The organism is Hymenobacter metallilatus, from assembly GCF_003944705.1.
Classification (GTDB): Bacteria; Bacteroidota; Bacteroidia; order Cytophagales; family Hymenobacteraceae; genus Hymenobacter; species Hymenobacter metallilatus.
This window is the reverse complement of sequence record NZ_RWIS01000002.1, coordinates 312,841-332,316: the sequence shown is the minus strand read 5'-3', so window position 1 is coordinate 332,316 and position 19,476 is coordinate 312,841. Positions and strand designations below refer to the sequence as shown.

Annotated in this window: 13 protein-coding genes and 1 tRNA gene; 7 read left to right on the top strand and 7 right to left on the bottom strand. The window is 60.5% G+C overall.

The genetic code is table 11. The features are described from left to right. Nucleotides 1–54: 54 nt before the first annotated feature. The 3 genes from EI290_RS04790 to EI290_RS04780 form a co-directional block, all read right to left on the bottom strand. Nucleotides 55–1,491: a TolC family protein gene (locus EI290_RS04790; RefSeq protein WP_125427563.1), complete on the bottom strand. Its 1,437-nt coding sequence runs from the start codon at nt 1,489–1,491 to the stop codon at nt 55–57. Beyond that, entirely contained in the window at nt 1,484–4,681 is a 3,198-nt protein-coding gene (locus EI290_RS04785) for an efflux RND transporter permease subunit (protein ID WP_125427285.1), read from the bottom strand. The genes EI290_RS04790 and EI290_RS04785 overlap by 8 nt, the downstream gene beginning before the upstream one ends. A gap of 94 nt (nt 4,682–4,775) precedes the next feature. Beyond that, complete coding sequence (locus EI290_RS04780) at nt 4,776–5,864, bottom strand: efflux RND transporter periplasmic adaptor subunit (protein WP_125427283.1); 1,089 nt, start codon at nt 5,862–5,864, stop codon at nt 4,776–4,778. Nucleotides 5,865–6,349: 485 nt separating this feature from the next. On the opposite strand from EI290_RS04780, the gene gloA2 reads away from it, so the two are divergent. Next, entirely contained in the window at nt 6,350–6,739 is a 390-nt protein-coding gene (gene gloA2, locus EI290_RS04775) for an SMU1112c/YaeR family gloxylase I-like metalloprotein (RefSeq protein ID WP_125427281.1), read from the top strand. Nucleotides 6,740–6,826: 87 nt separating this feature from the next. Beyond that, nucleotides 6,827–8,728: a phosphoglycerate dehydrogenase gene (gene serA / locus EI290_RS04770; RefSeq protein ID WP_125427279.1), complete on the top strand. Its 1,902-nt coding sequence runs from the start codon at nt 6,827–6,829 to the stop codon at nt 8,726–8,728. Nucleotides 8,729–9,003: 275 nt separating this feature from the next. Here serA and EI290_RS04765 read toward each other — a convergent pair whose 3' ends face one another. Further along, on the bottom strand, nt 9,004–10,341 hold the full coding sequence (locus tag EI290_RS04765; RefSeq protein ID WP_125427277.1) for a D-alanyl-D-alanine carboxypeptidase/D-alanyl-D-alanine-endopeptidase: 1,338 nt from the start codon (nt 10,339–10,341) through the stop codon (nt 9,004–9,006). Between the two features lie 141 nt (nt 10,342–10,482). Between EI290_RS04765 and EI290_RS04760 the strand changes: the two genes are divergently transcribed. The 3 genes from EI290_RS04760 (at nt 10,483) to EI290_RS04750 (ending at nt 14,473) form a co-directional block, all read left to right on the top strand. Further along, the gene (locus EI290_RS04760) at nt 10,483–11,361 is read left to right on the top strand and encodes a T9SS type A sorting domain-containing protein (protein WP_125427275.1); all 879 of its coding nucleotides are present in this window, start codon (nt 10,483–10,485) and stop codon (nt 11,359–11,361) included. Between the two features lie 125 nt (nt 11,362–11,486). Beyond that, nucleotides 11,487–12,047, top strand: a complete 561-nt coding sequence (locus tag EI290_RS04755; protein ID WP_125427273.1) for a hypothetical protein — start codon at nt 11,487–11,489, stop codon at nt 12,045–12,047. Nucleotides 12,048–12,145: 98 nt separating this feature from the next. After that, the gene (locus tag EI290_RS04750; RefSeq protein ID WP_125427271.1) at nt 12,146–14,473 is read left to right on the top strand and encodes a GAF domain-containing protein; all 2,328 of its coding nucleotides are present in this window, start codon (nt 12,146–12,148) and stop codon (nt 14,471–14,473) included. Nucleotides 14,474–14,527: 54 nt separating this feature from the next. Here the strand turns inward: EI290_RS04750 and EI290_RS04745 are convergent, their stop codons facing one another. From EI290_RS04745 to EI290_RS04735, 3 genes are all read right to left on the bottom strand, one after another. Next, nucleotides 14,528–15,208 (bottom strand): phosphatase PAP2 family protein, encoded by a 681-nt coding sequence (locus tag EI290_RS04745; RefSeq protein ID WP_125427269.1) that lies wholly within the window; start codon nt 15,206–15,208, stop codon nt 14,528–14,530. A 151-nt stretch (nt 15,209–15,359) separates the two neighbouring features. Beyond that, nucleotides 15,360–15,441: transfer RNA gene (locus EI290_RS04740), tRNA-Leu, on the bottom strand. Nucleotides 15,442–15,575: 134 nt separating this feature from the next. After that, nucleotides 15,576–16,292 (bottom strand): phosphatase PAP2 family protein, encoded by a 717-nt coding sequence (locus tag EI290_RS04735; protein ID WP_125427267.1) that lies wholly within the window; start codon nt 16,290–16,292, stop codon nt 15,576–15,578. Nucleotides 16,293–16,388: 96 nt separating this feature from the next. Here EI290_RS04735 and EI290_RS04730 point away from each other — a divergent pair, with 96 nt between their 5' ends. Both EI290_RS04730 and EI290_RS04725 read left to right on the top strand, forming a co-directional pair. After that, nucleotides 16,389–17,039 (top strand): class I SAM-dependent methyltransferase, encoded by a 651-nt coding sequence (locus EI290_RS04730; protein WP_185816847.1) that lies wholly within the window; start codon nt 16,389–16,391, stop codon nt 17,037–17,039. Nucleotides 17,040–17,550: 511 nt separating this feature from the next. Further along, nucleotides 17,551–19,386, top strand: coding sequence for a M61 family metallopeptidase (locus tag EI290_RS04725; RefSeq protein ID WP_125427263.1), 1,836 nt, complete (start codon nt 17,551–17,553; stop codon nt 19,384–19,386). Nucleotides 19,387–19,476 lie beyond the last annotated feature (90 nt).

Below are 19,476 nucleotides of genomic sequence, written 5' to 3'. Positions count from 1 at the left end.
CCCGGCAGGAATTGCCAGGAGCGGGAGGGTTTTCTGTATGCTACTCGCCGGAAGTTACCGCCAGCCGCCGCCCAGGGCCCGATACACGTTCACGGAGGCGTTGAGCTGCCGCATCCGGGTTTCTACGAGGTCGAACTTCGATTCCAGGGCGTCGCGCTGGGTGAAGAGGACTTCGGTGTAGTCGGCGCGGGCCGAGCGAAACAGGCTGTTGGAGATGGTAACGGACTGGTTGAGGGCCTGCACCTGCCGGGCTTTTTCGTCGTAGCTCAGCTGGAGGTTGCGGATGCCCGACAGCTGATTGGCTACTTCCACGTAGGCGTTCAGGATGGTGCGCTCGTAGTTGTAAGCGGCCTGAATCTGGAGGGCGTTGGCGTTGCCGTACACGGCCTTGATGCCGTTGCGGTTTACCAGCGGGGCCACCAAATCACCGGCCAGGGAGTAGAGCATACTTTCGGGCGTGGTGAACAGCAGCCCGGGCTTGAAGGCCCCGAACCCGGCCCCACCCGTGATGCGCAGTGCCGGGTAGAAATTGGCCCGGGCAATCTGGATATCGAGCTTGGCGGCGGCCAGCTGCTGCTCGGCCTGCCGGATATCGGGCCTGTTTTGCAGCAGCTGGGCCGGCACGCCGGCCTGCACCGGGGCGGGCAACAGTTCGTTGAACGCCGCGGCATTGCGTGTAATCGGCTGCGGGTAGCGGCCGGCCAGGAAGTTGAGGCGGTTTTCGGTTTCGGTGATGCGCTGCTGGATGCCGTATTGCAGGCTGCGGGTGTTGTGCAGCTGGGCCTCAAAGCGCTGCACGGCTAGCTCGGTAGTGCGGGCCGCGTCTTTTTGCAGCTTCACCAGCTCCAAAGCGTTGGTTTGCAGCTCAATGTTCTGGCGCACGATGGCCAGCTGGTTGTCCAGGGCCAGCAGCTCGTAGTAGGAGGTGGCTATTTCGGCAATCAGGTTGGTGATGGTAAAGTTGCGGCCTTCCACCGTAGCCAGGTAGCGCAGGGCAGCCGACTTGCGGGCGTTGCGCAGCTTGTGCCAGATGTCCACTTCCCAGGAGGCAAACGCCCCAATCTGGTAGTTCTGGAGCGGATCGGGGTTGCGGTGCTCGGGCTGGATGCGGATGGCTTCTTCGGTGGCCCCTTGCAACGTGTTGCGGCTGGGCCGCTCGGCCTCGGCCTTGGCCCCTAGCCCCACGAAGGGCAGGTACTCGCCCTTGCGGATCTGCACCTCGTTGCGGGCAATCTGGATTTCCTGGAGCGAGATGTTCAAGTCCTGGTTGCGCTGCAAGGCGGTGTCAATCAGCCCGACGAGGTTAGGGTCGGTGAAAAATTGCCGCCACTGGTTGCGGGCGGTGTTGGTGCTGTCCTGGGTGGTGGCGGCGTAGGCGGCGGGTACCGGCCGGCCGGTGGCTTTGGTGGCCAGCTCGGGCATTTTGCACGCGCCCACCGTCAGTGCCAACAGGGCGGCGCTGAGGCCCTGGTAGAGGCGTTTCTTACGCATGGGCATGGCTCGGAATTTCTTCATCAACTAATACATGGGGCTCGAATTCCGACAGCGGATTCTCGTTTTCGTCACTGATCAGCTTGCGGCCGGCGGACAGGGTACCGAACACGTAGTACAAACCGGGCACGATGAGCACTCCGAACACGGTACCAAACAGCATCCCGCCCAGCGCCGCCGTGCCAATGGTGCGGTTGCCGATGGCCCCCGCGCCGTGGGCTAGTACCAGCGGAATCAGGCCGGCAATGAAAGCGAAGGAGGTCATCAGAATGGGGCGGAAACGCACTTTGGCGCCTTCAATGGCCGCCTCGCGCACCGTCATGCCTTCCTCGTGCTTCTGCACTGCAAACTCCACAATCAGCACGGCGTTCTTGCCCAGCAAACCCACCAGCATCACCAGCCCCACCTGGGCGTAGATGTTGTTGGCCAGGCCCATGGTTTTGATGAGCAGAAAGGAGCCAAAAATACCGGCCGGCAAGCTTAGAATCACCGACAGCGGCAGCAGGAAGCTCTCATACTGCGCGGCCAGCACCAGGTACACGAACACAATCACCACCAGGAAGATGTAGATAGCCTCGTTGCCGCGGCTCACCTCGTCCTTCGACAGCCCGCCCCAGTCGATGTCGTAGCCGCGGGGCAGGGTTTTGGCGGCCACTTCCTGCACGGCCTTGATGGCCTCGCCCGAGCTGTAGCCCTGGGAGGCGTCGCCGCGGATGGAGGCCGTGGGGTACATGTTGTAGCGGTTGATTTCGTTGGCCCCCTGGCCCTTCACAATCTTCATGAAGGCCGACATCGGCACCATCTCGCCTTTGTCATTCTTCACCCAGAGGTCCAGAATGTCTTTGGGCAGGCGGCGGTACTCGGGCGAGGCCTGCACGAACACCTTAAAGAAGCGCTGGTACTTGATGAAGCCCAGCTCGTAGGTGGAGCCTACCATGATGCTCAGTGTGTTCATGGCGTTGCCGATACTCACGCCCTTCTGCATGGCCAGCTGGTTGTCAATCTGCAGCTCGTACTGCGGATAGTTGGCCGAGAAGAAGGTGAACAGCCCGCTCAGCTCCTTGCGCTTTTTGAGGGCGGCCATGAACTCCTCGTTCACTTTTTCCAGGGCCTTGTAGTCGCCGGTGGCGGTTTTATCGAGCAGCTGAAGCTGGAAGCCGCCCGCCGCGCCGTAGCCGGGTACTGCTGGTGGCTCGAAGAACTCGATGGTTGCGCCGGGAATTTCCTTGGCCTTCTCTTCCAGGGCCAGAATCACGTCGTGCACCGACTCTTTGCGCTCCGACCACGGCTTGAGGCTGATGATGCAGGTACCAGCGTTGGAGCCGCGGCCTTCGGTCAGAATCTCGTAGCCGGCCAGCGTGGAAATACTTTCGATGCCGGGCACTTTCTCGGCCAGCTTTTGGAGGCGCTGCGACAGGTCGTTGGTGCGCTCCAGGGTGGAGCCGGGCGGCGTCTGGAGCACGGCGTAAATCATGCCCTGATCTTCGGCCGGAATAAAGCCCGAGGGCAGAGTAGTGGAGATGCCGAAGATGCCCAGCCCGAAGGCAATGAGCACCGCGAAAGTGAGCACGCGGCGGTCCACCACCTTTTCCAGCACGTTGGTGTAGCGGCCGGTCAGGCGCTCGAAGCCGCGGTTAAACCAGTCGATAAACCGGTTGATAGGCGTTTTCTTGCGGGGCTGGCCGTGGGTGTTCTTCAGAATCATGGCGCAGAGCACCGGCGTCAGCGTCAGGGCCACGATGCCCGAAATGACGATGCTGGCGGCCATGGTAATCGAGAACTGGCGGTAGAAAATGCCCACCGGCCCGCTCATGAAAGCCACCGGTACGAACACGGCCGTCATCAGGATGGTAATGGCAATAATAGCCCCGCTGATTTCGCCGATTACCTCGCGCACCGCGCCGTAGGGTGAGAGGTGCTTTTCCTCCATCTTGGCGTGCACTGCTTCCACCACCACAATGGCGTCATCCACCACAATCCCGATGGCTAGCACCAAGGCAAACAGGGTAATCATGTTGATGGTGAGCCCGAACGCCTGCATGGCCATGAACGCGCCCACCAACGACACCGGCACGGCAATAATGGGAATCAGCGTGGAGCGCCAGTCACCCAGGAACAGGAACACCACCAGGGCCACCAGAATAAAGGCGTCGCGTAGGGTGTGCACCACGTTTTCGGTGGAGGCGTCGAGGAAGTTCGACACGTCGTAGCTGATCTTGTAGTCCATGCCGGGGGGCATAGTTTTCTTCAGCTCCTCCAGCTTGGCCTTCACGCTTTTAATCACGTCGAGGGCGTTGGAGCCGTAGGTTTGCTTGAGCATGATGGCCGCCGAAGGGTAGCCGTCGAGGTTGGAGTAGATGTCGTAGAATTCCGAGCCCAGCTCCACGTTGGCCACGTCCTTGAGGCGCAGGGTTTCGCCGTTGGCGTTGGCCTTGATGATGACGTTCTTGTACTCCTCTACGTCGTTGAAGCGGCCTTTGTAGGTCAGCACGTATTCCAGCGCCGAGGCCTCCTTGCCGTCGGAGCGGCCGATGCGGCCCGGCGAGCCAATCACGCTCTGGTCGTTGAGGGCCTCCATCACGTCGTCCACCGACAGGTTGTAGGCCCGCATGCGGTCCGGCTTCAGCCACACGCGCATGGCGTACTGGCGGCTGCCCAGAATGCTGGCCCGGCCTACGCCATCAATGCGCTGGATTTCGGGCAGCATGTTCACCCCGGCAAAGTTGAAGAGGTACCGCATGTCGGTATTCTTGTCTTTGCTGTAGAGGTTGACGTACATGAGCATGTTGGGCACCACGCGGTTCACCACCACGCCCTCGCGCTGCACCAGCACCGGCAGGCGGTTCAGAATCTGGGCAATGCGCGTATTCACGTTCACCACCGCCTGCTCGGGGTCGGTGCCCAGGTTGAACACAATCTGAATGTTGGCCTCGCCGGCCGATACGGCGTCGGAGGTCATGTACTTCATGCCCGGCACGCCATTAATGGCCTGCTCCAGCGGAATCAGCACCGATTCGGTGAGCACCTTGGCGCTGGCACCCGGATACGCCGTGCTCACCATCACCATCGGCGGCGAAATCTCGGGAAACTGGGACGTGGGCAACGTATTAATTGCCAGAACACCCAGGAATAGAATTACCACCGAAATAACGATGGCAAACACGGGTCGGCGAATGAATTTACTGAACATAGCTGATGAGTTCAGTTGTCAGTTGCTGGTTGTCAGTTGTCAGTTCGCACGGAAGCCCAGAGCGAGCTAACAACTGACAACCAGCAACTGACAACTATTCCGAATACACTTTCAGGTGCGAAATCACCGACTTCGGCTCCTGATAGGTGAAGCTGATTCTGTCGCCGTCCTTCACCTTGCGGATGCCCTCGAGCATGAGCTTGTCGGAGGCTTTGAGGCCCGCCGAGATGATGTAGAGGTCGGGCATTTCGGAGGCCACGGTTACTTCCCGCTGGTGTACCCTGTTCTGGGCATCCACCACGTACACAAACTTCTTTTCGAGCACCTCGAAGGTGGCTTTCTGCGGGATGATGACGGCGTTTTTGAGCGGCACGGTCATCAGCACCGAGCCGGTTTCGCCGTTGCGCAGCAGGCCGTCGGGGTTGGGAAAGGTGGCCCGGAAAGCAATGTTGCCGGTTTCGTTGTTGAAGTCGGCCTCGATGGTTTGTACCACGCCGGGATACTTGAACACCTCATTGTTGGCCATCAGCAGCTTTACCCGGGTTTTGTCGTCGGCGGGGGCGTGGGCTTTATAGGCCAGATACTCGGCCTCGGGCACGTTGAAGTACACCCACATTTTGCTGTTGTCGGAAAGGGTGGTCAGCAGGTCGCCCTCATCCACGAGGGAGCCAAGCCGGGCCTGGAAGTGGTCCATCATGCCCGTAAACGGGGCCCGGATGGTGGTGAAATCGAGGTGAGTTTTGGCCAGCCCGACCTCGGCATTGGCCTTATCCAGCTTGGCCTGGGCCAGGGCCAGCTCGTTTTTCGATACCACGTTCTTGTCGGCCAGCTGCTTGGTGTTCTGGTACTCAATGCCCACATAGTTGGCCTCAGCCTTTGAGCGTTGCAGCTCAGCCTTATACACCATGGGCATAATCTGGAACATGAGCTGCCCCTGCTGCACGCGCTGGCCTTCGTCCACGTAAATTTTTTGGAGGTAGCCCTTTTCCAACGCCCGCACCTCAATGTGCTGGTAGGCGTGGATCTGCGAAACATACTCCTTGGTGATGGTCGTGTCCTTCTGCAGCGGGCTGGTGACTAGGAACTTTACCTGTTCTTCTTTTTCCTCGTGTTTTTCGGAGCAGCTTGTCGTGGCGGACAAGAGGCCCAGGCCCATGAGCATGAGCAAGCCGGTTCTTTTCATAAAAAGCGTGCGGGTACCCCCAGTGGTATGGTGATAGGAGAAGGGAGCTGAACGGGATTTGCCTGCTGGAGCTTAGCGCAGGGGGCATACGCCGGGTGGCAAATCAGCTGGCTAAGAGCAGAGCCCGTACGTGAGCAGGTTGCCGGCTATCGGTTCAGCCACATGGTTGCGGTTTCGGATCAGGCGGTAGTGGGCTTGCGGTGCCGGGAGGTTGGCCTGATATCGGGCTGATAGCGGGAGCGTAAAATCAAAGGGTGCTGCTGAGGCTGCATGCTGATATCGACTATTGAACGACACAAAACAACCCTTACCACATGAAGGCGATATGAAGGAACCCGCTATTTTCACCCCATTCAGGAGTTACCATGTCTGGCCAAAAATCCGCTTGTATGCGTTATAGAAGCCGTAAAAAAGGCCATATTTCAACGGTAGCGTGACGGCAGCAAACTCCGTTGTTCTCAATTTTTTCATCTGTTGCCAGCCCCATGCTCCCACTGCTCCACGTTCATCATATTGCCATCATTGCCTCCGACTATGCTCGCTCCCGGCAGTTTTACATGGAGGTACTGGGCCTGCGTGTGCTGCGGGAAGTGTACCGGGAAGCCCGCCAGTCATGGAAGCTGGATTTGGCCCTGGGCGAGCAGTACATCATCGAGTTGTTCTCTTTTCCTGAGCCCCCACCCCGCCCTACCCGCCCCGAAGCCACCGGCCTGCGCCACCTGGCCTTCGCCGTGTCCGACATCGAGGCTACCGTGCGCCACCTCACGGCCCACGGCGTAGCCTCGGAGCCCATTCGGGTGGACGAGTTTACGGGCCGGCGCTTCACCTTCATTGAAGACCCCGACGGGCTGCCGCTGGAGTTTTATGAGGCCTGAATCGGGCTGCCGGTGCGTTTGAAATCGTAGAATGCGCTGCAGTGCCTGTGCGGCCCATTGCCCGCTGCCTCCTACCTTGCCCCCATTATGCCCGACAACCCCGCACCACTCCCCTACCTTATCATCGACTTCGACAGCACCTTTACCCAGGTGGAAGGGCTTGATGAGCTGGCCGACATTGCCTTGGAAGGCCAGCCCAACCGCCAGGAAGTAGTAGCTGCTATCCGCACCCTTACCGACCGGGGCATGAGCGGGGAGCTGAAATTTTCCGACTCTCTGAAGCAGCGGCTGGCTCTGCTACCGGCCCGGCGCGAGCATATTGCCTTACTGGTGGAGCGGTTGAAAGGCAAGGTCTCGGAAAGCATCCGGCGCAACCGGAGCTTCTTCGAGCAGTTTCCGGGCCGGGTGTACATTGTGAGCAGTGGGTTCCGGGAGTTCATTGAGCCGGTGGTGGCCGAGTTTGGCATCGACGCCGACCACGTGCTGGCCAATACCTTTACCTTCGATGCCGAAGGCCGCATTACCGGCTTCGACCCCACTAACCCGCTCAGCCAGGACGGGGGCAAAATCCTGCAGCTGCGCCTGCTTGACCTCAACGGCCCGGTTTACGCCCTCGGCGACGGGTACACCGACTACCAGATTCGGGAGGCCGGGCTGGCCGACCGGTTTTACGCCTTCACCGAAAACGTAACCCGCGACGCCGTAGTGGCCCGCGCCGACGAGGTACTACCCAGCTTCGACGAATTTCTCTACCAGAATAAGCTTCCCATGACCCTTTCGTATCCCAAAAACCGTATCCGCGTACTGCTGCTCGAAAACCCCGACCCGCGCGCTGCCGAGCTGTTCCGACAGGAAGGCTACCAAGTGGATACTGTGCCCGGCGGCCTCGATGAAGAGGAACTGGTGGAGCGCATTGAGGGCGTGAGCATCCTGGGTATCCGGAGCAAAACGCAGGTAACAGCCCGGGTGCTGGAAGCGGCCAACCGCCTCATTGCCGTAGGCGCCTTCTGCATCGGCACCAATCAAATTGATTTGGTAGGCTGCATGAAAAAAGGCGTTCCGGTATTCAACGCCCCGTTCAGCAACACCCGCTCGGTAGTGGAGCTGGCCCTGGGCGAAATCATCATGCTGGCCCGCCGCATTCCCGAGAAAAGTCCCAAAATGCACAAGGGCGAGTGGGATAAGTCGGCCCAGGGCTCATTTGAAATCCGGGGCAAGAAGCTGGGTATTATCGGGTACGGCAACATCGGGAGTCAACTGTCGGTGGTGGCGGAAGCCGTGGGGATGCAGGTGCTGTACTACGATGTGGCCGAGAAGCTGCAGCTGGGCAACGCCACTAAAATGCGCACCCTGGATGAGCTGCTGCAACAGGCCGATATTGTTACCTTGCACGTAGATGGGCGCAAGGAAAATACCAACCTCATGGGGGCCCGGGAGCTGGCTCTCATGAAACCCGGCGCACTGCTGCTCAATAATGCCCGCGGCCACGTGGTGGATGTACCGGCCCTGGCCGCCGTGCTCCGCTCGGGCCACCTGGGCGGGGCCGCCGTGGACGTGTTTCCCTACGAGCCCAAAACCAACCAGGAAAGCTTCGAGAGCGAGCTGCGGGGTCTGCCCAACGTGCTGCTTACCCCCCACGTGGGCGGCAGCACGGCCGAGGCCCAGCGCAACATTGCCGAGTTTGTGCCCGAGCGGATTATGCAGTACGTGAACAGCGGCAACACGCAGCAGAGCGTCAACTTCCCCAACATTCAGCTACCCGAGCAGCAGGCCCACCGCCTCATTCATATTCACCTGAACGTGCCCGGCGTGCTGGCCCGCATCAACAACGTGCTGGCCGCGCATTCCGTCAACATACTGGGCCAGTACCTGAAAACCAACGAGCACATCGGCTACGTGATTACCGACATCGACAAGCAGTACGACCAGGAGGTTATTCAGGCCCTGCGCGAGGTAGAGCACACCATTAAGTTTCGGGTGCTGTACTAAAGCATGTGAACGGTTGGCAACACGCAGAAAGCACGTCATTCCAAGCTCTGCTAGGAATGACGTGCTTTCTGCGTGTTAGCCATACAGCCTGGGCTATGCCTGAGAAGTCGTTGGCCACTTGCAGAGCATCCTGCGCTATCTGGTGTCCGCTTATCAGGGCTTTTCCATTGCTTCTAGCTGCTGCGTTTGCTCCTGCAAAGTTGGCTGCCGGCCCTTCGGTGCGCTGCCCTTTGTTGTTAGCAACCAGAAAAAAGGCGGCAGCCAGAGCCGGTTGGCTACAGTTTTTCCCGTACCTGAGTCAGCACCCGCTCCATCTCCCGGCGAATGTCGGCCGTGGGCACCACATGGTTATTGTTCATAAAGCTGAAAGCCAGCAACCGGCCCGATTTCGTGCGCACATAGCCCACTAGGTTGTGGTTGTTGGTGAGCGTACCGGTTTTGCCCCACAGCCAGGGGCCGCGCGCATCCCGGTACACGCGCCGCAGCGTGCCCTGTCCCCCACCGGCCGCCAGCAGGCTCAGCAGGCGCGGCTCCGGCACTTGTTGGTGCAGCTTCAGTAGCAGGCCTACCAGGGCGCGGGGCGTTATCAGGTTCAGGCGCGACAGGCCGGAACCATCTACCCACACGGGGGCATCGGGCAGGTCACGGAGGTAGTTACTTTGCACGGCCCGAATGGTGCGGGCCGTGCTTAGGGAGTCGGGCGTAAGCGCGGAGGCACACATGAGCAGCACTTGCTCGGCCAGAAAATTGTCGCTCACCCGCAGCATCCGGCGGTACAGGGAGTCAACTGGCAGCCCTCGCAGCGTCCGGATGGAATCCTGGGCCCGCAGGCGCAGCGGGGCCAGGCGTATGGGCCGGCGTAGCGTATCCTGCAGCAGTTGCAGCAGCAGCGCCGTACTGGTCCGGAAGGGGGTTTCGTCTACCCAGCCGCTGGTTGAGGGCAGCACCAGAAACCGGTTTTCGAGCTCCGGACGGCGCACGTGGTCCTGGGCGGGGTTGGGCGTACCGGCTGGCGCCAGTTGGGTGAGGGGCCGAAAAAAGCGGGGCAGCACCTTTGGCATGGGCTGGCCGGCTTTCCCGTAAAAGCGCACCGTGTGGCCATAAATAGGAAACGCGCCCCGCTCCGGCTGAAAATAGTAGTTGTAATCATCCCAGCTCCAGCCGGGGCCAAAGGCCGTAACGGTGGGCACTTCCGCGTAATACAACTGCTCGGGCCGGCTTTGCAGAAACGTAAACGCCCGCCGCGACGGTACGTCGCCGTGTAGCAGCGTTGGGTCGCCGGTGCCCCAGAACAGCAGCGTATCGGGGCGCTGCACGTAGTGGAGGCTGGGTAAGGAATCGGGTAGCAACTGCAAGCCGGCGTACAGGCTGAGCAGCTTCATGGTGCTGGCCGGCGTGAAGTACCGGTCCTCGTTCAGGCCAAATACTTGCTGGCCGGTGGCCACATCGGTAAGGCAGACACCCACATTATGCCGCCGCAGCACTCCCGATTCCCGCACCAGCTGCTCCAGCCAGGCGGGGTTGGCGGCCGGGGTGGGGCTTGATTGGGCAAACACTGAAAAAGGCAGCAGGTACCACAGCAAAGTGGCGCAACGAGCAAGAACGGTAGACATACTGGCCGCAAGATGGCAGATTCATAGATGAAAAACCCGGGTTGGCCGACCTTTTCGGGCCACCATTAAACCCCCGCTGTTTTTCGCCCTCTATGCCTCTGAAATCCGGTTTACCTTACCCATTCTGTCAGTATCAGCCCTATGAAAGCAACCCTGTTCTCTGCCTTGGCCCTGAGTGCCCTGCTCACGCTTACCGCCCTGACTCCCCCGGCGCACCGGTTCGACCAGCGCGGCCCCGAGCAGCCCGTCCGGCGCAAAATCCGGGCTTACGTACAGCAAAATGTACTGCCCTCGGTACGCCAGCAGCGGCAGAAGCTGGAAGCCCAGCTCTCCACTTCCGATAAGGCGCAGCTGGCCGTGTACCGGGCCCAACTCCACGACCTGCGCCAGCGCGGCCGGGAGCTGCGCCGCTCCTTTGCCGCCGCCCCAGCTCCGGCAAGTATTGCGGCCCCTACCAGTGCGCCCGCCCTTACCGAAGCCCAGCAGCTGCAGCTCCAGCAGCTTCGCACCGAAACCCGCGCCTTGTTGCAAAGCGTGGGGCAGCTGGCCCAGAAGTATGACACCGACATAGCGCGCCTCTCTCAGGAGCTGAAACCCCAGAAAGAGCAGTGGGCCACTGATATCCGGGCCATTGTTGCCCGCGCGGCCTCAACGGCCCCCGCAGCGGCCCGGCGGCATCGGGGAGGGACCGTGGGCCGGTTTTTCCGGTCGGCTGCATTCCTACTCCTCGATCCGGCAACACCCACTCAGCCCACCGGCCGCGCTTCAGCAGCTCCTCAGGTGTATCCGAACCCGGTAGCCGCCACCAGCCAGCTCGATTACGCCGTGCCCAAGGCCGGGCCGGTAACTGTGGAGCTGCTGGACGGACGCGGCAATACTCTGCGCACTGTGGCTCAGCAGCAGCAGCCCAAAGGCAGCCACCACCTGGCTGTTGATGTGGCCGATTTGCCCGCCGGCACGTATTTTTTCAAAATTACTACCCGCGCCGGTGCCGAAACCAGGCGGTTTGTGAAAGAATAACCTGGTGCGCACTATCCGGCTTTCCGCTGGCGTTAGCAGGCTGGCTCCGTAGCGGGGCCGGCCTTTTTGCTGCCTTCCTCCCATCCCGTCCGCCAACCCGGAAACCGCTCTATCTTTACGGCGCTATGCTGCGTACTTTTCTGACCTGGGCTTGTGTTCTAATAATGGCCTCCCTGCTGGCCGCCTGCTGCGGCTCGGTGGGCTGCGAGTGTAACGACCGGTACGCCGATGCGGTGGGTCTGCGCTTTAGCGCCGATACGCTGCCCGGCAGCTCTCTGCGCGGCTTTAAGGCAGCTGATATTCGGACGGTGTACCTGGTACGGGTGCCCAACGACACGGCCCAACGTCCTAAAGCCGATACAGTAGCCTTTACCAGCACCCGGGCCCAGCAGCTCCGCGACACCCTGGTTATCAACAACCTCACGCCTTTTACCCGCAGCGGCAACCGCAACCTCAACGAATACCGCTACGAGGTGTACCTGGCTCCGGCCCGCTCCGGCCCGGTCCGGTTTCGCTACCGCATCGACAGAGTAGCACTCCAAACTTCCCTTCGGGCTGATGGGTGCTGCACCTGCTACCAGAACACCAACAAGCTGGTATATGTGAACGGCTCCCCCACTCCGCTGAACCTGACGGATCCTGCCGGCAATAACCAACTGGTACCGCTGGTGGTAGTTCGTCCCTGAGCCCGGCCCCAGCGCACCAACGGCCGGGCTGCTTTACCGTATAACTGGTGCCCTCCCTGGCCGGCTTCCGCTGGCAGTCGGGGGCACTCCCCGTTGCTATGCTGAAAGAACCGACCCCGGCCGTCTCGCCCACCTTCCCTTTCCGGACTACCCTCAGTCTGGAGCCGTTGATTGCCTACTGGCAAGCCGGCGAAACCTCTCAAAACGAGGGCATTGCGCTGTTATCCAGGTCGGTGGGGCAACAGGTGGCCGCGGCCGGGTGGGCCCGGGGCCGCATTTCCGACCTGAAGCTGCTGGAATGCAACTGCGACCTGGTGGAAACCCTTATGCTGGCCGTATTTCCGCCGGCTTCTTTTAGCACCGATATTGCGGGGGCCGTACCCCCTTTCCAGCGGCACAGCTTCTACCACACGCCCCGCTTTGCCGAGGTGCTGCTTAATGCGGCCAACATTATCAAACAGCCGCTGAACATCGACATGCGGCAGCTGGATCAGTACATGACCCGCATGGCCTACCAGCTGATTCTGGAGAAGGTGTACCATGTGCGCCTGCCACTGCAGGGTACCGTAATTTTTACGGTGCCGGACTACAGCATTGGCCTGTACCGCCACTACGGCGTGGAGTTCAACTCCACGTTTCTGGATGTGCAGCTGCAAGGCGAGAAACCGGAGCTTACGGCGGAGGAGCTGGATTTTCTGAGCCGAAACCCTCACCGCACCGAGCTGTGGCAGGAACTACTGCCCCCCGACCGGTTTGAGCTGGTGGGCTTCAATATCCTGCACCTGGTGGACGTAACCGAGCAGGAAATCCTTTCGGAGCTGAAGTACGACCTGCTGGAACGGGACGTGCTACAGGCCTCCGACCGGCTGGAGCAGATTCAGGAAAAGCTGCGGGTGCTGTTTGGCAAGCCGTTTCTGCAGCTGGGTATTGCGGCCTACGATGAGAAAAAGAAAGCCTTTGTGGACTTTGGCCGCAAAATCAACCACAGCTTCCTTACCAAGCAGCTCCACAACCCCGACGCCAGCTCGGGCTTCCGCCAGATTTACAGCCAGCTTTGGCAGGACCGCCGCCCCCTGGTGCTGGAAGATGTGGAAAAAGCCGACATCCCTGACGATTTGCGCCAGCAAATCCTGAGCCTGGGTATTCGCTCGGCTATTCTGGCCCTGTTGCCCTACGGCGACGATATTGTGGGTCTGCTGGAGCTGGGCTCCCCCAACGTGGACGACCTGAATGAGTTCAGCCTCGAAAACGTGAACCAGTTCCTGCCCTTGTTTGCGGTGGCCGTGAAGCGCAACGCCGAGGACATTCAGACGCGGGTACAGGCCATCATCAAGGAGAAGTTTACGGCCATTCATCCCACCATGGAGTGGCGCTTCACCGATGCGGCCCAAAACCTGCTGCAGAAGCTGGAGGATGGCAACCGCCAGGCCGAAATGGAGGACATTGTGTTCCATGACGTATACCCGCTGCACGGCTCCTCCGACATCCGGGGCAGCAGTCTGGCCCGCAATGAGGCCATCCAGGGCGACCTGGTGGAACACCTGACGCTGGCGGGCAAAGTACTGAAAAAAGCCTCCGAGTTTCAGCAGCTGCCTATTCTGGATGAGCTGAAGTTCTACGTAAACAAAAACCTGCGCCGGTTGCGCCAGGGGATGCTGAGCGGCGACGAGGTGAGCATCTTCGAATCGTTGCGCACGGAAATGGAGCCCCTGTTCGAATACCTGAGCCAGAACACGCCCGCGTTGCAGCCCATCATTCAGCACTACTGGTCCAATATCGACCCCGAGCTGGGCATTCTGTACAAGCGCCGCAAGGCATTTGAGGAAACTACTACCCTGCTCAACGATGCCGTGAGCACCTACCTCGACGAAGAAGATGCCAAGGCGCAGCAAATGTTTCCGCACTACTTCCAGCGCTTCAAAACCGACGGCGTGGAGCACAATATCTACGTTGGGGCGGCCCTGGTTGAAAATAAGCCATTCGACCTGGTTTTTTTGAAAAACCTGCGGCTCTGGCAACTACTGGTGATGGTAGAAATTACCCGCCGGACGGCGGCGCTCAAGCCCACGCTGCCCGTGCCGCTGGATACCACCCAGCTTATCCTCATCCATAGCCAGCCGCTGAGTATCCGGTTCCGGCAGGATGAGCGCCAGTTTGATGTGGACGGGGCTTACAACATCCGCTACGAAATCATTAAGAAGCGCATCGACAAAGCCACCATTCTGGGTAGCGGGGAGCGGCTTACCCAGCCCGGCCACATTGCCCTGGTGTATAGCCAGCAGCGCGAAGCCGATGAGTATTTTGAGTACATCGACTACCTGCAGGACCGGGGCCTGCTGGAGCCCGAAATTGAGGAGCTGGAGCTGGAAGAGCTGCAGGGTGCCAAGGGGTTGCTGGCCCTGCGGGTGAAGGTGAAAATCAATTAAAAATGGAGAAATGGGCGCTCAACCTGCCCGGCAGGGCAATTGCACGTCTGCGTCTCACTTCTTCCTGGTTAGTTGATTCTCCTCCCGCCAGTACAGCCGCAGTGCCGTACGCAGCAAAATCAGCCAGAGCAGCCCGCCTGCAAAGCCGGCCGCTACATCGGTGGCGTAGTGTACGTGCAAATACACCCGCGTGAGGCCAATGAGCACGGCAAACCCCAGCAGCAAGCCGGCCCAGATGGGGTGCCGGCGGTGTCGCCACAGTAACCAGGCCAGGCACCCGTAGAGCGCCAGCCCAATCATGGCGTGGCCACTCGGAAAGCTCAGGCCCGGCTGAAAAAACAGGGCCGAAGCGGGCCGCACGCGGTGAAAATGGGTTTTGAGCACTTGATTGAGCAGGGCCGAGCCCGCTACGGCCAGCAATACTTCCCAGGCTTCGCGCCGGAACCCACGCCACCGCAACAGCCCCGGAATGCCCACCCCAACCGCCACCAGCCAGGGCAGCGAGGCAAAAAACGTGAGGCCCCGCACCGGCCCCGTGAGGCCGGGCCAAGTAGCGCGCAGGGCGTCCATCCGGGCAAATGCCCAGGTATCAAACCGCACGGAGTGCTCCACGAACACCACCCGCGTCAGGTAGAAAAACAGCAGGGCCGCGCCCAGGAACACGCTACCTACCACCAGCACTTCCAGGGTGAGCAAGCTACCCAGAGCCAGTAGCCGGGCCGTCAGATTTTTCATGTAGTCACCGGTGATGCAGAAGGCGGGATGACGCAGATTTCCAGCCCCAAGCCCGGAACGTAAACCTGGTATTTATGGCCATCTGCGTCAACAACTGAATCAGCGAAAATCTGTAATAAAAAAAGCCGACCCATTGCTGGGTCGGCTTTTGTGCGCTCGGAGAGACTCGAACTCTCACACCTTTCGGAACTGCCGCCTGAAGACAGCGCGTCTACCAATTTCGCCACAAGCGCAGCTCTTTGTTGTATCGTTCAACCTTCTGGTGGGGGTCGTTTGATGCTGCAAAGATAGGAGGCTTTTTTGACGTGTGTCAAGCTTTACCCCAAAAAAAGTCAGATTATTTTCCGGAAAATATTTCGATTCTGCGCTATATAGGCTGTTTTTCAGTCAATTGCACCCGTTTTTTGAATCGTTTTCTGGCTTGTATTTCCAGCCGTTTCAGGAGCGGTATGGCCACCACTACCCATCCTATTCCCGCCGCAAAGCCTGCCAGTACATCGGTAGCGTAGTGTACCCGCAGGTATACCCGGGTAAGGCCAATGAGCACAATCAGGCCGCCCAGCGCGGCGGCCAACCCGTAGCGCCACCCCGGCCGGGACACATGCGTCCAGACGAGGTAAATCAGTAATCCGTAGAAGGAGGCCGAAATCATGGCGTGGCCGCTGGGGAAGCTCAGGCCCGAGGCCGAGGTGAGCGGCAGCAGTGGCCTGGGCCGCTGGTACAGCTGTTTCAGCACCAGGTTGAGGCTGATACTACCCAATGCTACCACCGGTACCAGCAAGGAATACCACCGGTGCCGCCGCATCAGCAGAAACCAGTTGATGAGCAGGCAGGCCGCAGCCGTAATGAAGTTGCGCGAGGCAAAAAAGGTAACGGCCTCCACCCATTGCTGCCGCCCGGGCCCCAGCAGCCGGCGTACCCACCGGAAAGCCTCCGCATCGAAGGTGGCGGCATCCTGATCAAATACCTCCCGGCCCAGCGCCAGAAACACTACTACCCCCAGCGTACCCAACGCCAGCGTAAGGGCAAATTCGGTCAGAAAAAGCGTAAACCCGGCCAGCAACCGTTGTAAAGGACCCGTCATGTACCTTCATACGGAAAACCAGCCCCGGTGATGACGCCCCCACCCCATGCCAGTGCGGTAGGCTGCCACCCCGTATTGTTCCTGATTTCAGTATTGATGATGCCTTCCTCTGATGCGGGCTTCGACCTTGTGGCGGCTGTGTACGACCCACTGGCCCGGCTGGTATACGGCTCGGCGCTCCGGCGGGCCCAGCAAGCCGCCCTGGCGGCGGGGCTGCCCGCCGGTGCCCCACGGGTGCTGGTAATTGGGGGCGGCACGGGGTGGATTCTGGGCGAAGTGCTGCAGCGTAATCCGGCGGCCCACATTGTGTACCTGGAGGCCTCGGCGCGTATGCTGACCCGTAGCCGGGCCTGGCTGCTCCGGCACCAGCCGCACCGGACAAGGCAGGTAGAGTTCCGGCTGGGAACGGAAGCAGCCCTGCACCCAACCGAGCACTTTGAAGTAGTCCTGACTTTTTTTTTCCTGGACCTGTTTGAACCCCGGCGACTGCGCTGCATTACCGAGCGGCTGCACAGGGCCCTGGTGCCGGGCGGCACCTGGCTGCTGGCCGATTTTGCGGTGCCCAGCCAGTGGTGGCACCGGGGGCTGCTTTGGCTGATGTACCGGTTTTTTGGCCTCATCACCGGCATTAGCGGGCAACACCGCCCGCCTATTGAGGCGGAATTGCACCGGCTGGGGCTGTACCCGCGGGCAGTTGGGCAGTTCTTTGGCCGAATGGTGGCAGCCAGCGTGTGGCGGAGTCCGTGAGTTGCGAGCAGCCCCTCACTCTCATTCCCCCACGAAAAACGGAGCCTGGAGGCCGGGAAACGGAAAGTCAGCTTTACTTCCTGTAGCTGTTTCGTGAACTGTGTACGCACTCTGTCGAGACGCGACACTTCGCGTCTCGGCCTTGAACGGCATCATTGAATCGGCCCGAGGAGAAGACGCTGTTTATAAAACCGCTCTATGTATGTCTGCCGCCTATACTACGCCGGCCAGGGCTCCGGGGCTTCGTGCGTGTTATGTTACAGGAAGCCAGTCAGACCACTCCACCGCCGGTAGCCGCTTCCCGACGCACCTCTTGCGCCTGGTCTGCAACCTTCAGCGAAGCAGACAAATTCCACCTACTACGCCTTCGGCTAAGCGCCACGAAAACGGTGCTTTTTGAAAATGCCACACCCGCATTTAGCCCGAAAAGCGAGCCTGGCCATCAACTCGCAACGGAAAGCCGTAGGTTCGCGTCTGTATCCATCCTCTACCTGCTTACTACCCAACCCTTATGCGGAAAACCGCCGCCCTGCTCCTTTCCCTGGCTTTCCCGCTGGCCCTGCACCTTCCCACGCGGGCCCAGGCCCCTGTGCATTACACGGTGGCAATGCCCAATGCGGTCCACCACGAAGCCCGCATTACGGTCACGTTCCGGGAGGTGCCGGCTGGCCCGCTGCAGGTACGCATGGCTCGCTCCTCGCCCGGCCGCTACGCCCTGCACGAGTTTGCCAAGAATGTATATGATGTGCAGGCTACTGACTCCAAAGGAAAAGCGCTGACTGCGGAAAAACCCGACCCCTATGGCTGGACAGTAGCCGGCCACGATGGCACGGTTATCTTTACCTACACTCTGTTTGGTGACCGGACCGACGGTACTTACGCCGGTATCGACAGCCGCCATGCCCACCTGAACATTCCCGCCACGCTGGCCTACGCCCAGGGCCTGGAGCAACGGCCGGCGGCCGTGCAGTTTCAGCTGCCCGAGGGCTGGACTGTAGCCTCTCAGCTTAAGCCCGAAGCAGACGGCACCTGGACCGCGCCCAACCTGCAGTACCTCATGGATTCGCCTACCTCGCTGGGGCCGCAACAGGTGCGTAGCTGGCAGCTGCAGGGCCGCACCATCGAAATGCAGGTCCTCCACGACGGTACACCCGCGGAGCTGGATGCCTACGTGGCTTCTACCCAGAAAATTGTGCAGGAAGCTGCTGCTATTTTTGGCGGGCTGCCTGAGTACGATTTCGGCCGTTACACCTTCGTGGCCAACTACCTGCCCCAGACCAGCGGCGACGGCATGGAGCACCGCAACTCCACCAGCCTCACCAGCAACCGTCCGTTGCGGGGCCCCGGGGCCATCGACAATCTGGGCACGGTGGCCCACGAGTTTTTTCATAGCTGGAACGTGGAGCGCCTGCGCCCCCAGGACTTGGAGCCGTTCGATTTTCAGCGGGCTAATATGAGCAGCAACCTGTGGTTTGCCGAGGGCTTCACGCAGTATTACGGCGAGCTGCTGCTACGCCGGGCCGGGGTGTACACCGACGATGAATACGCCAAGGAAGCTCTCAGCGGCATTGTTGGGGCGATGCTCCTTTCCCCGGGAGCCAGCCGCTACTCCCCGGTGTACATGAGCCAGCAGGCGCCCTTCGTGGATGCCGCCGCGGCCATCGACCCCAACAACCGCCCCAATACCTACCTGAGCTACTACTACATTGGGGCAGCCAATGCCCTGGCGCTGGATCTGGAGCTGCGCAGCCGCTACAAAACAGACCTCGACACGTATATGCGCACCTTGTGGCAGCAGCACGGCGCTCAACAGAACTATGCACCCGCCAGGCCCTATACCCTGCGCGACCTGCAACGGGTACTGGGCCAGGTAACCAAAGACACTGCCTTTGCCGGGCAGTTTTTCCGGCAGCACATTACGGGCCATCAGCTACCAGCATACGAGGAGTTGCTGGCCCCGGCTGGCCTGCTGGTGCGCCGGGCCCGCGCCGGTCAGACTACGCTGGCCGCCCGCCTACAGTTCAACCCCGACAGCACTGCCACCCTGGGCACTACCCTGCTGGGCAGCCCCCTTTACCAGGCCGGCCTCGACCGGGAGGATGTGCTACTCCTGCTGGATGGGCGCAAACTCATCAATGCCAAGGAGGTACAAGCCTTGCTGGCCGCCCATAAGCCCGGCGACACGTTGCCGGTAGAATACCGCTCTCGGGGCCTGGTACGCACAGGCTCTGTAACGCTGCAGGAAGACAATGCCCTGGAAGTGGTTACCTACGAGCAGGCGAAGCGCCCCGTAACCAGGGCGCAAAAGAAATTCCGCGCCGAGTGGCTGAACGGCAAGGCGCGGTAACGGCCCCGCTCCTTCCGCCCCCGCTGCAGTTGCACTACTTTTCCTCATCTGCCGTTTGTACCTTCGTTACCCATCCGTTGCACTGCCAGG

Excerpts from the sequence above, each read along its gene's own strand:
- EI290_RS04750 (WP_125427271.1), top strand. The coding sequence starts at position 12,146 with ATGCTGAAAGAACCGACCCCGGCCGTCTCGCCCACCTTCCCTTTCCGG.
- EI290_RS04785 (WP_125427285.1), bottom strand. The coding sequence starts at position 4,681 with ATGTTCAGTAAATTCATTCGCCGACCCGTGTTTGCCATCGTTATTTCG.
- EI290_RS04790 (WP_125427563.1), bottom strand. The coding sequence starts at position 1,491 with ATGCGTAAGAAACGCCTCTACCAGGGCCTCAGCGCCGCCCTGTTGGCA.
- EI290_RS04780 (WP_125427283.1), bottom strand. The coding sequence starts at position 5,864 with ATGAAAAGAACCGGCTTGCTCATGCTCATGGGCCTGGGCCTCTTGTCC.
- EI290_RS04730 (WP_185816847.1), top strand. The coding sequence starts at position 16,389 with ATGATGCCTTCCTCTGATGCGGGCTTCGACCTTGTGGCGGCTGTGTAC.
- EI290_RS04760 (WP_125427275.1), top strand. The coding sequence starts at position 10,483 with ATGAAAGCAACCCTGTTCTCTGCCTTGGCCCTGAGTGCCCTGCTCACG.
- EI290_RS04755 (WP_125427273.1), top strand. The coding sequence starts at position 11,487 with ATGCTGCGTACTTTTCTGACCTGGGCTTGTGTTCTAATAATGGCCTCC.
- EI290_RS04765 (WP_125427277.1), bottom strand. The coding sequence starts at position 10,341 with ATGTCTACCGTTCTTGCTCGTTGCGCCACTTTGCTGTGGTACCTGCTG.
- EI290_RS04745 (WP_125427269.1), bottom strand. The coding sequence starts at position 15,208 with ATGAAAAATCTGACGGCCCGGCTACTGGCTCTGGGTAGCTTGCTCACC.
- EI290_RS04725 (WP_125427263.1), top strand. The coding sequence starts at position 17,551 with ATGCGGAAAACCGCCGCCCTGCTCCTTTCCCTGGCTTTCCCGCTGGCC.
- EI290_RS04735 (WP_125427267.1), bottom strand. The coding sequence starts at position 16,292 with ATGACGGGTCCTTTACAACGGTTGCTGGCCGGGTTTACGCTTTTTCTG.
- gloA2 (WP_125427281.1), top strand. The coding sequence starts at position 6,350 with ATGCTCCCACTGCTCCACGTTCATCATATTGCCATCATTGCCTCCGAC.
- serA (WP_125427279.1), top strand. The coding sequence starts at position 6,827 with ATGCCCGACAACCCCGCACCACTCCCCTACCTTATCATCGACTTCGAC.